Here is a 13,121-nt window from a genome sequence, read left to right on the forward strand (position 1 = left end):
TCAGTAACGGATCGCATTTGACTCGAGCCCGACAAGGACACGGCCGTAGTTTTCCTTCGTGATGATCGGCGACAGCGAACGGTGCGAATGGAGTACGAGGAAGTCGCGAATGATCCGCTGCATCGGGTGACCGTTATACGCAAATCCGGATCCGCTGCCCGCCAGGAGTGCATCGAGGGCTTCCTTCAGAAGTTTGTTCGCATGACCGATGTCGGCAAGCGCCTTCACCCGTGCTTCGCGTTCCATGTATTGTCCGGACTCGGCCCAGCGGTCGATATCGTCCGCCACCTTGAAGAAGAAGTACTCAGCGGATTCGATTTTCAATGCAGCATCCGCGATGATGGCATGTGTGCTGGCGGCATCCTTGATAAAGTCCACACCCATGTGGGCCGCGCGACGCATCGGCAGGCTCTGCTGGAAGAATTCCAGCGCGTACTTGAGCAGTCCGAGTCCCGGCAGGCCGAGTGACAGGATCAGTCCCGGGAACAGTGCCGAATTATATAGCGGGATATGGCGCAAATGGGCAGAATTGAACTCTCCGTCCAGCGCTTTCGAGAACGATACACAGCGGTGGTCCGGCACGAAGACATTGTGCATCTTGACGCTGTTGGAACCCGTGCCCTTCAGGCCCATGACATCCCAGTCATCCATGATTTCCAGTTCGCCGAATGGGAGGGTCATGAGGAGCTGGTCCGTGACATTTCCTTCTTCGTCGCGGATGATTGTGCCGAAGTACCCCCATGTCGCGTGTTGGGAACCCGAGCAGAACATCCAGTGTCCTTCCTCTATTAGATAGCCGCCGTCCACTTTTTTCGCCGTGCAGGAACGCGGTTCGTAAACACCTGCAAAGAGAACGCTTTCAGGATCTTCCCCGAAGATTTCATCGTGCGCTTCTTCAGTGAAGGATTCCGCGACCATGAGCTCACGAATGGCGCACAGTGCCACGATCCACCCGGTGGACGCGCAGCCTTTCGAAATTTCGACGACGGCTTCACTGTACGTCCGCATATTGGTTTCCAGGCCGCCGTACTGCTTTGGACGGAGCATCTTGAACAGCCCTGCTTCTTTGAGTTCCTTCATTGTGCTTTCGGGAATCTTGCGGATTTCCTCCGTCTCCTTCGCGCGTTCGCGGAGCCGCGGAATCATCGCTTTTGCGGATTCCACGACGTCCTTATATTCAACCGTGGATGTCATAGGGAACACTCCTTTTTAATGTGTGGCGTTATATCAAATGTAAAGAAGATTCAGTCGTAAAATAAGACGAAAAAGCATTTGAATGTAAGCGCTTTTCCGTAAATTTTTATCAGATTCCCCTGCGCGCAGCCGATACGGGCATCTCTTTTTAGATGGTTTCTGCGGATAAGGGGGATTTCGTCTCGATAGTGTGCTGTTGATTTCCGTTACGGGCGGACGCTTTCCGCGGGGAAGGCATCGAGCCCCTTCCAGGGTCTCTCCGCGCTTCCTTTTCCGCAGGAGTCGCCTCCCTTCACTCCAATCAACAAACTGAAGACATTCACATATATAAACAGATTTAAATACAAGGAAAACAGCTGAATTCGTCTCACTCCCTGACTAATGGCAAAGTAACGATATACCAAGGTGTTTACTGTTCTATTGCCAGCTCCAGTTAGCGGATTGAAGCGTAGGACCCGAGACACCTGCGGGAAAAGCGTTAGCCGAAGACCCCGCAGAGCGCAGCTCGAGGAGGCTAAGGCAACGCCCGCGGTAAGCGAGGGTCCGCAGCGGAAATCCGGAGGATTTATAGCAAAAGAAAAAACTGCAGACAAAGGAGTTATATACTCACTCTGTCTACAGTCCGAAGCATGTAATGATAAGCTTTCAGGGTAACCACCTTATTCAAATTTAATGTCTCCAAGTATTTTCAGTGAGTCGAGCATGAGCAGGAGTTCATAGGCGGTGATCGGGTTTCGGAGGTCTTTGTCCAGCAATTCTTCCAGTCTGGAGATGCGGTACATCAGTCCGCTCATGGAAAGCGAGAGGTCCGCGGTGGATTGTTGGAGGTTCCCGCCGTTCACCAGGAAGATATAAAGCGTTTTCAAAAGTTCGTCCCGCTTTTGTTCTTTCAGTTCGAAAATCGGCTTCAGCTCTTTTTTGGCCAGCCGGCGGATTGCCGACATGTTTTTGGAGTTGATCAGGGAGCCGACGATGCTCGTTTCCTCAAAAGCCGCTATCGGTCCGTCCCCGATACGCAGGGCGATCTGTGATTCTTCCACACTTTCATCGATTGTGCATACGTCCGTGTTTTCGCTGCTCAGCCCGAGTCTGAATTCCACGAACTGATGATGCAGCCTGAGATGCTTGAGGATATGTTTCAGCTTGTCCCGCATCTCATCGGTTTTCGGCAGCAATAGCAGGATGGCCCCCTCATGGACCGTCGTGAGGATGCGGTAATTCTGCATCTCGAGGAATCTGGCAACCGCTTGGGTAACATTGCCGAGAAATTCGATGCTCTCCGTGTCCTGGCTGTCTGAGGTGCACTTTAGTGTGGCAATATAAAACGGCTCGTTCAGGTCCACGCCCATGTAATAACCGCGGTAGATCACGTCAGATGGCGAATCATACTGCTTCAGCAGCAACTGCTGGAAAAAGTACCCCTTCATATTCTCCAGTGCTTCAAATGAACTCTTCTCATTCAGGAAACAAAGGGCGATTGCTCCGGCAGCCCGCTGGATGAACATCCGCTCCGCACCGATGTCCGCTTCCTCATCCGGGAAAATGAACGAGACATAGCCGATCACCTGGCCCTGGACGCTAATTGGAGAAACAAGCCTACGGTGGTGCTTGCCCTTGATTGAGAAGGTTTTCGTGAAGGAAGCGTACCGCTTCTTCCCGCTTTTCGTCTGCAAAACGGTCTTCCTGAAATCTTCCTGGTATAGCTGATGCTCTTCCTTACTTAACCCGACGACCTTCGTTCCGTAGAAGTTGAGGTCTTCCAAGGTGACCGGCACTTCAAGCGCCTCGTAGATCGTCTGCAGGATCGACTCGAGCGTTGCCCCGTCCGCCACTTTAATTGTCAGGTTATCGTGGAAGCTGGAGACCCGCTCGATATAGTTTTTCTGTTCAAGCAGTTGCTCGTACGTATAGTTCAGTTCATCGATCAGCCGGCTTTCCTTGTACATCGCAATCTCTTCGAGCATCTCGGGATCTTTCCAGTCTTCCTCCATCTTCATTTCAAACGTGCATTCGGCATCCCCCATGCCTCTGCACGTGACTTCCTTCAGATAAACCGGTCGGCCGAGGATGGTGGAGACATAGCCGCTGCTGAACCCGACCAGGGTATGACAGACGGGCTGCGGCGACCGGCCGTGATGCTTGAGGTGCTCGTCCACTTCGAAGGAGCCTTCCCATTTCCCGACGGCGTAGATTTCCTGGATGTTCCCCTCGTCATCGAGCTTGACCGACCGCTCGGAAACGAGTTTTCGGATCTGGCCGGACTGAAGATGCAGGTTGCCCGCCTTTTCCAGCATCTCCTTGACCGGTCCCGGGTTTTTCAGTACTTCCCTTGCATTTTCCGCCCCCGTGTTCCAGCCGTATCGCAGCAGGAAGGCCTTCGCCCGCTTTACGCCAAGGTTTTCAATCAACTCTTTTCGGAGCATTCCAAACGTAGCAGATGTGGTGGACAACTTTTTCTCGGTGTGCGGATGTGCTGTACCGGTTTCCATCATATTCGTTCCCCCTATATCCCCCCGTGCTTAATTAACAGTATAATTGTTTTCGGAAATTTGTATATATTAAAAATATATGTCGATTCTTGTCGCTTATTAAATGCCAAAATAGGGGTGAATCAGCGAAAGAAGACTCATTCTTTCCTGTCACCCCTTGATCATTATGACTGGACGGCGTCTTCCTCCGTCACTGAAATTCCGTAATCCATGTCCGCGTCGAGTTCGCTTTCGTGGTTATAAAACGCCCGAAGTTTCTTTACTGCATCTTCCGGCGGCTTCGCATTGTAGAAACCTTTGCGGGTCACCGTCACACCCGAGTACTCTTTCAGGTCGACGAGTGACTCGGCCATCTTCAGGCCAGCCGCGAACGAGTCGACAACCGGTACATCCCCGATCCGTGAAACGCCGTGCGTGGCAAGGAAGACGTTCAGCGGGCCTTCTCCCGGCACGATGACGTCAGCCCCCTGCCCAATCGCTTCTTCCGCGGAAGCAACAAAGCGGTCGATGACCGGCTGGGGATCCTTGAAACCTTCAAGCACATCGTAGAATCCGATGTCCGCCTGGATGATCGGGCCGAGCTTGCCGCCGAGACCGTATCGCTCGGCATTCGATCGGAGCTGATCCTGGAGCGGTCCAAGGAAGTTCACGATGCCGATCCTGTCACCGAGCATCGATGCGATGTGAAACGATGCCTGGCCGTAGCCGATTACCGGAATATCCACGAGCGTTCGCGCTTCGAGCAGGCCGACGTCGGGTATCGTCCCGATGAACACGGCATCGTATCCCGCCTTCTCCGCGATGATGGCGTTTCGGATAAACTGTTCCCGGTGCAGGTTCTGCAAATAGGAATAAGTAATAAAGTGGCCCGGATACTGCTCGGGATAAGTTTTATTGGACATGCCGTGAAGCACGACCTCAACGCCCGGTCTCGCGACTTTGCGGATATGCGCGGTCACGGCATCACGGTAGGCCGGCACTTCCTCAATAGATGTCAGGCTCTGATGCCAGATTTTCATGGTCCTTCCCCCTTTAAGAGACGACTGCTGATTTTAGGGCCGTTCTGACGGCAATCCGGCCGAAAATGGCCGCCTTGCCGAGCGAGCTGCCCGTCATATAGCCCGCTCCGTGGAATCCGCCGACCATCTCGCCCGCAGCAAAGAGGCCTTCGATCGTTTCGCCGAACGGATTCAGCACCTGTGCCTGCTCATTGACCGCAACACCTGCGTAAGTGGCCAGCATCGCCACCCTGGTGCGCATGGCATAAAAAGGCGCCCTGTCGAGAACGACAGGTTTACCGAAGTGATGGGTCAGCGTCCTGCGGCCGAACACGTCGTTGTCATTCCGGACCGCCGCATTGTAGCCCGAGACGGTCTTTTTCAGAGCATCCGCCGGTAGGTTCATGCGTGCGGCAAGAGCCTCAAGTGACGGTGCCGACTCGATCAGTCCCAGATCCAGCAGCTTGCGGAAGTCATAGAGTGCATCCCCTTCGACCCCGGCATCCATCACGTCCTGATCCCAGATCTGATACGTTTCCCCTTTTTCCTGGCGGAGGGCTTCCGTGCCGATCAGCTTGTAGGAGATGGACTCATTGACGAACCGCTTCGCCTCTTTGTTGACGATGATGGCACCTTTATAAAAGGCGAGTGCCTGGGATTTCCGAGGCCCGTCTGCTGTCGGATGAAAGCCGTATGTCCCTTTCAGGTAAGCGTAGTCCCGTGTCCAGGCCCCCTGTTCGACGGCCATGCGGATTCCGTCTCCGACATTGCCTTTTCCGCCGATCCGGATGGCGCCGTCCAGCTGGGGCGCGACGTCCGAAAGCAGTTGTTGGCTCCGTGAAAATCCACCCGCAGTCAGCAAAATTCCGTGCGTGGCTTCTGCCTCGAATACCGCACCTTCCTGTTCATAAACGACGGTCGTCACACGGCCTTCCGCATTCTTTTTCAGACGCTTTACCGGCGCCTCGGTTAAAACCTCGACTTTACCCGATGCTATAGCGGATTGCTTCAAGGTCTCAATCGCCTGTGCGGGTGTGATCTGGTGGCCACGAGGGATGCTGTGCCCGCTGACCGCCTGAACAGCATGGAACTGGACCCCTTTGGCCTTCAGCCACCGGTAAGTCTCCAGCTGGTGCCTGCCGTAGGCCCCGACCAGGGCGGGTTCGTTTTTCCCTTCGCCCACCGCGAGCATGTCCGCTACCAGGCTTTCCGATGTGTCATCGAAACCGGCCGCCTCCTGAAGATCGGTCCCGGCAAACGCCATGTACCGTCCGCTCAGCAGCGAGCTCCCACCGCATTCGGCTTCTTTTTCAAGCACGAGAACGGAAGCGCCGTGATCCGCCGCTTCCGCTGCCGCACTCAGTCCGGCCATGCCGGCGCCAACGATGATGAGATCCACCCGTTGGACCATGCCGGTCAAGCCTCCGTGACTTTAAGTTCTTCCAGGACGGCAAGGCCCGCTTCGCATACTTTCATGTCGTGCGTATAGTGCCCGCCGCTTACGCCGATTCCGCCGATGCATTCGCCGTCCAGATGAATCGGGTAGCCGCCGCCGAAGATCACGAGGCGCTCCGTGTGGACGATGCCGTGAAGAAGCGGCGGATCATCCTTGAGACGGTCATACCATTCGTGTGTGGCGCGGTTGTAGGCCGCTGCCGAGAACGCCTTGTTCTGTGCGATGTCGATGCTCAGGATCGGTGCCCCGTCCTGCGCCGTGAAGGCTTTCAGGTTGCCAGCTTTGTCGACGATCGCGATGCTGAATGGCATGCCGAGTTCCTTTCCTTTCGCTTCTGCCGCTTCCAGCATTTTTTTCGCCAATGTAATGCTCACGCTCTTGGATTCTACTGCCGTTACAAATTCAGACATGTCTATTCCTCCTGTAATTTATCTTATTTTGTGGTGAGATTTTAACTTACAACCCGACCGGGCTTCCCGCTCCGAATGCATGGACCGAGGATGCCGTTACCGCCCTTGACTTCGGAAGGCACAGGTCCGTGATCACGTGGGCGATATCGATCGGCTGGAGCCACCCTTCCTTGTTCAGATCAGGGCCCAGCTCACTCGTCATCTTCGTGTCGACAGGACCCGGGCAGACCGCATTCACACGGATGCCATGTCCTTTGAGTTCCTCTCCGAGTGCCTTTGAGAATCCGATCACTGCATGCTTGGATGAGATATAGGCACTGCGGTCCGGCCCGCCTTTTGTGCCCCAGATGGAGGAGACGTTGATGATCACGCCATCCTTCCGGGCGATCATGTCGTCGACGAATGCTTTCGTCACATAGAACGGGGCATCCGTATTGACCGCGTGGACCCACCGCCATTCTTCCGACGTCGTCTCCGACAGCGGCTTCTTGAGCATCACGCCGGCATTGTTGATGACGATGTCAATCTTGCCGAGCGCCTCTTTCGCCTTGGCCGCGGCAACTTCCACATCTGCCTCATTGCTCACATCGCACGGTATGGCGATCGCCTTAACTCCGTACAGGCGCTCCGCTTCTTCCGCCACTTCCTGGCATTCGGCCACATTGCGCGCGCTGACCGCGATGTCCGCGCCATGGGAAGCCAGCAGCAGGCAGGTCTCACGGCCGATTCCCCGGCCGCCCCCCGTTACAAACGCCGCTTTTCCTCTCAGCATATCCCCACTCCTCATGTCAGCATTTTAGTTGCCTGTGCAACATATTCGACTGCGTTCTCACCGGCGCGCTTCCCGAACACGAGGCCGCGCAGGACCGAGGTGCCGCCCGGATATTTGCCGTAGTAGAGCCCGGTCATCTCGCCGGCCGCGTACAGCCCCGGGATCGGCTGGTTGTCATTCGAAACGACGCGGCCTTCCGTATCCGTCGCAATACCGCCGTTCGTGAACACGTTGCAGCAAATGACCGGATAGGCGATGAACGGCCCCTGGTCGATCGTGATCGCCCAGTTTGACTTTGGCGGGTTGATGCCGATCGCTTTCTTGCCGTCTTTTTTGTTGTGGATAAACTCGCCCGGCTGGACGGCAGCGTTAAATTCCGCGACGGTCTTCGCTAATGCTTCCGGCCGGATCGAAAGCTTCTCGGCCAATTCTTCGATCGTGTCCGCCGTGATCGGCGGCTGTTCCGTCTGCAGCGCCTCTTCATAGTCGGGAATGTCGTACAGCTTCTGGTCGGTGATCATATACACGATATGGTTCGGGCATTCATAGAAGATCTTCCGCGCGACCGCCTCGTACTGCTCATCGATCGTCGTTTCCCCTTCATCGGTGAAGCGCTCCCCGTTCTGGTTGACGAGGATGGCATACGGATAGGTCATGACGCCCGCCTCTTCGCGGTTGCTCCGTGGATCGACCGGCTCCGCGTGGAAAGAATCCCACTGCCCGCCACCCTTTGCGCCCACACGGAGCATCATGCTGATCGCTTCTCCCTTGTTGTACAGGCCGCCTTCCGCGACAGTCGGGATCTTATGGGCGTCGCGCCCGATGTACTTGGCCATCATCTCGTGGCTGCCCTGGAATCCGCCGGATGCAAAGATGACGGAATTGACGTTGAGCCTGATCGATTCACCGCCCTCGATGCGGACACGGAGATGGTCGACTGCGCCGTCATCGTTCAGGCCGAGATCCCAGACCGTTGCCTCATAGATGATTTCCACACCGAGCGCACGTGCCCGGAGCGACAGCGTATCGATCAGCGCACGGCCGCCCCCGACCGGCAGCAACCGGGGCTTTGAAGCGGTCAGGAACATCGTCGGAAGGTAGTCGAACTCCACGCCTTTCGACTCCACCCAGCGGAGTGTCGGTCCCGCATTTTCATGCAAGGTCTCGATATACGCACGGTCCGCAAAGTTTTCCGAGAACGACAGCATGTCCTCCACGAAATTGGGCGCCGGCGTGTCGATGTCCTCCATTCGCATGTAGGAAGCAGTCCAGCGTGAGTTGCCGCCCCGGTTATCGAAATCGGCGCGCTCCAAAATGACGATTTTCAGGTCCTCGTTTCCTTCTTTCGCTTTCTCGGCTGCTGCGAGTGCTGCTGCCGTCCCGGCAGAACCGCAGCCGACGATGGCAATATCAAAATCCACTTCACGGCTCATGATTGACCGACCTCCTCGAACGTTTCTTCCTGCACGTATTTGTCTTCCAATGCCTTGATCTCTTTCAGCTTCACGAGCTCCTGACGCTCCTGCCACGTGCAGATCAGGGAGTGGACATTCGCCTGAGACTCATCGCGCCGGAGCACTTCCAGGCTGTCACGGACCCCCTTGATGGCAGACCTCAGCACCGTATTGGCGCACAGCATGATGTGGAAGCCCATCGCTTCTGCGTCCTTCAGGGAAACGAGCGGGGTTTTCCCGCCTTCCACCATATTGATCAGATGCGGAACGCCCGGGACCGCTTTCGGGATTTCCTTCAGCGCGTCAAGCGATGTCGGTGCTTCAACGAAGATCACGTCCGCCCCGGCTTCCCGGTACGCGTTCGCGCGGTCAAGCGCATCTTCCAGGCCATTCATGGCCGCCGCATCGGTCCGTGCGATGATCGCAAGATTTTCGTCGCTCCGCGTGTCGACGGCGGCTTTGATCTTGTTGACCATCTCCCCTTTGGAGATGACCGCCTTCCCGCTGAAGTGGCCGCATTTCTTTGGAGACACCTGGTCCTCGAACTGGATCGCCGATGCCCCGGCGCGCTCGAACTGGCGGACCGTCCGCATGAGATTCAGCGCGTTGCCGAATCCGGTATCCCCGTCGACGACGATCGGAATCGTCGTGACATCCGACATCCGGCTGACGACATCCGCAATCTCCGTCGATGTCGTCAGACCGACGTCCGCCCAGCCCAGCTGGGCATTCGAAATGCCCGCGCCTGTCGCGTACACAGCCGGGAAGCCGAACTCTTCCACCAGGCGTGCCGTCATCGCGTCATAAGCCCCCGGCATCAAAAACGCTTCGGGTTGTTCCAACAGCTTTCGGAATTGCTTATTCCGAGTCATTCCATCTCCCCCTATTTAGATGGCCGAGTAGGCCGGTTCTTTCAGTTCATGGTGCCAGGTGATGATTGTCCTGGCGTTTTCCGGCAAGGTCATCCGGCGGAAATCGATCTTCTTCCTGCAAAGCACGTTGATCATTCCCGTTTTCTCCTCGCCTCCGGATGTGATGGTTACCCGGTAAGCACCGGGTGCCGGGAGCGTGTAATACGGCAGCAATCCGTTTTGCGGGCACCATTCCACCCGGTACGGTTCGCCTAGAAGGCGGTTTGCCATGCCGATATCTCCAGCGGAAAGCGCCTCACGGATCCGGGTCGAGCTGACCTTGTCCCCGTACAGATCGACCTTCTCGACGACTGTCACGCTGTACGCCCCTTTGCCGTCGGCTTCAAGGGTCGCGACGTTTCCTGCGCCCATCTTGCCATACGTGTAATCAAACCCGCAGACGACATGGACCGCATTGAGGCCGGCCAAGTAGTCGGCGGCGAACTGCTGCGGCGATAGGCCTGCGAACTCGAGGCTGAATTCGACGATGAGAAAGTAGTCGACGCCGAGCTTTTTCAGTTTCTGTTTCTTCGTTTCAATCGGCATCAGGTAGTCCACCTGTTTTTTTCCGCCCGACAGCACACTTTTCGGATGAGGGAAAAAGCTCATCACGGACAGCGGCAGCCCCCTGCGGTCCGCTTCCCGCTTTGCTGTCCGGATGACTTCCTGATGGCCGGAATGCAGGCCATCGAAGAAACCGAGCGCAATCACATGGTCGGGAAGACTCAGCTGCCAATGATTCAGATTGTCATGGTTGATTTCGATGGTTTTCATTCCGCATCACCTCTTCAGTGTGGTCAGTCCGTGGCTCAGGCCATGATCGTGATGTTGTTGTCTTCCTTGTCGGACACCGAGTCGCCCCAGTACGTGTTACCGAGATCGCGTTCCTCGAGTGTCCATTCGACCGGCTCCCAGTCCGGCTCGAAGATCAGGTAGCCGCCCGTGAACAGCTCCACCCGGCAGCCGCTACCGGGATCCATGACATACAGGTACAGTGCCTGGGAAATTCCGTGTTTGCCCGGCCCGATGAACCGCAGGCCGTTTTCCTTCAGGATGTCCGCCGCCCGCAGAATGTCCTGCGAGTCGTCCGACCAGTAGGAGATATGGTGGAGGCGTGCCGGTGACGGGAGCGACGGTTTCTGGATAAAGGCCAGGTCATGCACCAGCGACGTGACGCTCATCCAGCCCGCCAGAACATTGCCGTCATTGTCACGGACATACTCCCGCATCTTGAATCCGAGCTGCTCCCGGAGGAAATCGTACGTTAGTGCCGCATCCGTATCGGTATGGATGTTGACATGGTCGAACCGGCGCGGGGAGACCCCCTTGGCCCACGCCTTGTATGTCTGGTTCTTCAGCACTGAGCGGCGGTGCTCATCCGCCTTCGGCTTTTCCACATCGTAGTAGAGTTCGAATTGGTGGCCGCTCGGCAGTGGAAAGCGGATCGCTTCCCCGATCCCCGGCGTTGTGCCGGCAGGAACCGCTTCCACTTCGACTCCGTCCTGTTCCAGGAGTTTACGGAACGCCTGCACGTCTTCCGGACGCTTTGTCCTCCAGCCGATATGACGGACCTGGCCGCTTTCTCCCGCCTCAAGTGAGAGCGTATGATGCTGGAAGTCTCCCCACGCCCTGAGGTAGTGGACGCCGTTTCTTGCTTCCGTCTCCTCCAGGCCGATGACTTCCTTAAAGAACCAAAGCGACTTTTCCAGATCTGATGAGACCAGCGCGACATGACCCAGCTTCGCAATTTCCGGATGTGCCATTTTTCATCCCCCCGACGCATGATGTATGCGGTTTCATTTCTGTTGTGTTTATTGTATCTAAGGAAGTTTTACAGTTGTACAACAGAAAACAACGAGATTCCGATGCTTTTCCGGTATTTTTTATTAGTTTTTTCGGAATATTGGCGAGACTGAGCGTACAGCGAGTATAAGTCCGCAATTTAATGCGGTTTCGTCATTCGGGTCGGCAGTTTCGTCATTCACAGCCGATATATCGTCATTCACCGGGAGAATTTCGTCACTCGCCCCGCCCCAAATCAAAAAAGGACCGGCACAATGCCGATCCTCTCTCCTCAATTCATCACTTCTTCAGTTGCAAACGAGACTGAGACTTCACCGAGATCTCCAAAGTCAGCCTTAAATTCATCCCCCGGTTCGAATGGGACGGCTGCTGCCAGCGCGCCGGACAGGATGAATTGTCCCGCTTTCAGTTCGATTCCGTATTCAGCTACGGCATTGGCGAGCCATGCCACCGCGTTTGCCGGGTTACCCATGACGGCCGCTCCGGTTGCTTCATCGAGGAGTTCGCCGTTTTTATAAGCCTTCATTTCAACACCGGCCAGGTCGATGCCATCCGGACCTGTCTGCTTGTCCCCAAGTACCGCTCCAGCCGATGACCCGTTGTCTGCAACGGTATCCTCGAATTTGAACTTCCAGTCCCGGATCCGGCTGTCGATGATTTCAACTGCCGGCACTACGTAATCGGTTGCGGCAAGGACATCCTCCGCCGTCACGTCCGGGCCTTTCAGGTCCTTTTTCAGGAAAAACGCAATCTCGAATTCCACTTTCGGCTGGATGAACGCACCTGCTGCTACAGGTTGATCGCTTCCGTAGACCATGTCATCCAGGATATGTCCGTAGTCCGGTGTGTCGACACCAAACATGTCCTGCATCGGCTTGCTCGTCAAGCCGATCTTGAGCCCCTTCACTTCCGCCCCCTGCGCAATCCGCTCATGGATATTCAGCAGCTGGATCTGGTAGGCATCTTCTACCGTGATTTCCTCTTCGCCTGATGTAAACGGCGGAATCGGCTTTCCGCTCCGTTCCGCTTCTCTCAATCGCTGTGCGGCTTTTACTCTGTCCATCACTTCTCTCCCCCATCCATTAAACATACAGGAGGCGGCCGTACTCCCTGAGGGGCAGCCGCCTTCTGCTATAGGTCCAATCTTCGCTTATACGACGCTGAGTTCCTGCTCTTCAAGGGCGCGATACTTGCCTGAGTAGAAGATGAGCGGGTCTTTTTCTTCCAGCTTGATATCCGTCACTTCTCCGATAAAGAGCGTGTGGTCGCCTTCAACATGCTCGTTGACCACATTGCAGCTGATCTGGGCGACGGCGTCCGGAACGACAGGAAGGCCATCCAGATCTTCGAACTCACATTTTTCACCGTCTTTTAGCTGGCCGGCGAACATCATCGAGAAGTGCTGCTGATCGTCGGCGAGCACGTTGACGGCAAAGCGGCCGGACTCTCTGACCCGCTCAAGGAACTTCGCCCGTTCCCCGATCGAAATGACCACCAGTTTAGGGGTAAGGGACACGGACATGAAGGCATTGGCTGTCATGCCGAACGGCTCATCGCCCACCTTGGTCGTCAGCACATTGACCCCTGTGGCAAACTTGCCCATCGCATTGCGGAATAAACGGTCATCCATTAGG

At 55.9% G+C, this 13,121-nt stretch carries 12 protein-coding genes; all 12 read right to left on the reverse strand.

What is annotated here, in order from left to right; all coding sequences use genetic code 11:
* On the reverse strand, positions 1–1,194 hold the full coding sequence (locus AV656_RS07840) for an acyl-CoA dehydrogenase family protein (RefSeq protein ID WP_063180570.1): 1,194 nt from the start codon (positions 1,192–1,194) through the stop codon (positions 1–3).
* Positions 1,195–1,853: 659 nt separating this feature from the next.
* The gene (locus AV656_RS07845) at positions 1,854–3,686 is read right to left on the reverse strand and encodes a V4R domain-containing protein (protein WP_063180572.1); all 1,833 of its coding nucleotides are present in this window, start codon (positions 3,684–3,686) and stop codon (positions 1,854–1,856) included.
* Between the two features lie 161 nt (positions 3,687–3,847).
* Complete coding sequence (locus tag AV656_RS07850) at positions 3,848–4,702, reverse strand: aspartate/glutamate racemase family protein (RefSeq protein WP_063180574.1); 855 nt, start codon at positions 4,700–4,702, stop codon at positions 3,848–3,850.
* A 13-nt stretch (positions 4,703–4,715) separates the two neighbouring features.
* Positions 4,716–6,092 carry an FAD-dependent oxidoreductase gene (locus AV656_RS07855; RefSeq protein ID WP_063180576.1) on the reverse strand — a complete coding sequence of 459 codons (1,377 nt, stop codon included), beginning with the start codon at positions 6,090–6,092 and terminating at the stop codon, positions 4,716–4,718.
* Between the two features lie 5 nt (positions 6,093–6,097).
* A complete protein-coding gene (locus tag AV656_RS07860) occupies positions 6,098–6,547 on the reverse strand; it encodes a GlcG/HbpS family heme-binding protein (RefSeq protein WP_008298065.1) in 450 nt (149 codons plus the stop codon).
* Positions 6,548–6,593: 46 nt separating this feature from the next.
* Complete coding sequence (locus AV656_RS07865; RefSeq protein WP_063180578.1) at positions 6,594–7,319, reverse strand: SDR family NAD(P)-dependent oxidoreductase; 726 nt, start codon at positions 7,317–7,319, stop codon at positions 6,594–6,596.
* Between the two features lie 11 nt (positions 7,320–7,330).
* Positions 7,331–8,752, reverse strand: a complete 1,422-nt coding sequence (locus AV656_RS07870) for an FAD-binding protein (protein WP_063180580.1) — start codon at positions 8,750–8,752, stop codon at positions 7,331–7,333.
* Positions 8,749–9,645 (reverse strand): isocitrate lyase/PEP mutase family protein, encoded by an 897-nt coding sequence (locus AV656_RS07875; protein WP_063180581.1) that lies wholly within the window; start codon positions 9,643–9,645, stop codon positions 8,749–8,751. Before AV656_RS07875 ends, AV656_RS07870 begins: the two co-directional genes overlap by 4 nt.
* Positions 9,646–9,660: 15 nt before the next feature.
* Complete coding sequence (locus AV656_RS07880; protein ID WP_063180583.1) at positions 9,661–10,458, reverse strand: FAD synthetase family protein; 798 nt, start codon at positions 10,456–10,458, stop codon at positions 9,661–9,663.
* 35 nt (positions 10,459–10,493) lie between these two features.
* On the reverse strand, positions 10,494–11,447 hold the full coding sequence (locus AV656_RS07885) for a VOC family protein (protein WP_063180585.1): 954 nt from the start codon (positions 11,445–11,447) through the stop codon (positions 10,494–10,496).
* Between the two features lie 311 nt (positions 11,448–11,758).
* The gene (locus AV656_RS07890; protein WP_063180587.1) at positions 11,759–12,550 is read right to left on the reverse strand and encodes a 2-keto-4-pentenoate hydratase; all 792 of its coding nucleotides are present in this window, start codon (positions 12,548–12,550) and stop codon (positions 11,759–11,761) included.
* 87 nt (positions 12,551–12,637) lie between these two features.
* Positions 12,638–13,117 carry a flavin reductase family protein gene (locus AV656_RS07895; protein WP_063180589.1) on the reverse strand — a complete coding sequence of 160 codons (480 nt, stop codon included), beginning with the start codon at positions 13,115–13,117 and terminating at the stop codon, positions 12,638–12,640.
* Between the last annotated feature and the right edge of the window lie 4 nt (positions 13,118–13,121).

The sequence above is a fragment of the Bhargavaea cecembensis genome (assembly GCF_001619585.1).
Classification (GTDB): Bacteria; Bacillota; Bacilli; order Bacillales_A; family Planococcaceae; genus Bhargavaea; species Bhargavaea cecembensis_A.

What these genes read in the sequence shown, in the direction of transcription:
- AV656_RS07875 (WP_063180581.1), bottom strand. Translation starts at nt 9,645, where the DNA reads ATGACTCGGAATAAGCAATTCCGAAAGCTGTTGGAACAACCCGAAGCG.
- AV656_RS07895 (WP_063180589.1), bottom strand. Translation starts at nt 13,117, where the DNA reads ATGGATGACCGTTTATTCCGCAATGCGATGGGCAAGTTTGCCACAGGG.
- AV656_RS07860 (WP_008298065.1), bottom strand. Translation starts at nt 6,547, where the DNA reads ATGTCTGAATTTGTAACGGCAGTAGAATCCAAGAGCGTGAGCATTACA.
- AV656_RS07885 (WP_063180585.1), bottom strand. Translation starts at nt 11,447, where the DNA reads ATGGCACATCCGGAAATTGCGAAGCTGGGTCATGTCGCGCTGGTCTCA.
- AV656_RS07865 (WP_063180578.1), bottom strand. Translation starts at nt 7,319, where the DNA reads ATGCTGAGAGGAAAAGCGGCGTTTGTAACGGGGGGCGGCCGGGGAATC.
- AV656_RS07850 (WP_063180574.1), bottom strand. Translation starts at nt 4,702, where the DNA reads ATGAAAATCTGGCATCAGAGCCTGACATCTATTGAGGAAGTGCCGGCC.
- AV656_RS07855 (WP_063180576.1), bottom strand. Translation starts at nt 6,092, where the DNA reads ATGGTCCAACGGGTGGATCTCATCATCGTTGGCGCCGGCATGGCCGGA.
- AV656_RS07890 (WP_063180587.1), bottom strand. Translation starts at nt 12,550, where the DNA reads ATGGACAGAGTAAAAGCCGCACAGCGATTGAGAGAAGCGGAACGGAGC.
- AV656_RS07880 (WP_063180583.1), bottom strand. Translation starts at nt 10,458, where the DNA reads ATGAAAACCATCGAAATCAACCATGACAATCTGAATCATTGGCAGCTG.
- AV656_RS07870 (WP_063180580.1), bottom strand. Translation starts at nt 8,752, where the DNA reads ATGAGCCGTGAAGTGGATTTTGATATTGCCATCGTCGGCTGCGGTTCT.
- AV656_RS07845 (WP_063180572.1), bottom strand. Translation starts at nt 3,686, where the DNA reads ATGATGGAAACCGGTACAGCACATCCGCACACCGAGAAAAAGTTGTCC.
- AV656_RS07840 (WP_063180570.1), bottom strand. Translation starts at nt 1,194, where the DNA reads ATGACATCCACGGTTGAATATAAGGACGTCGTGGAATCCGCAAAAGCG.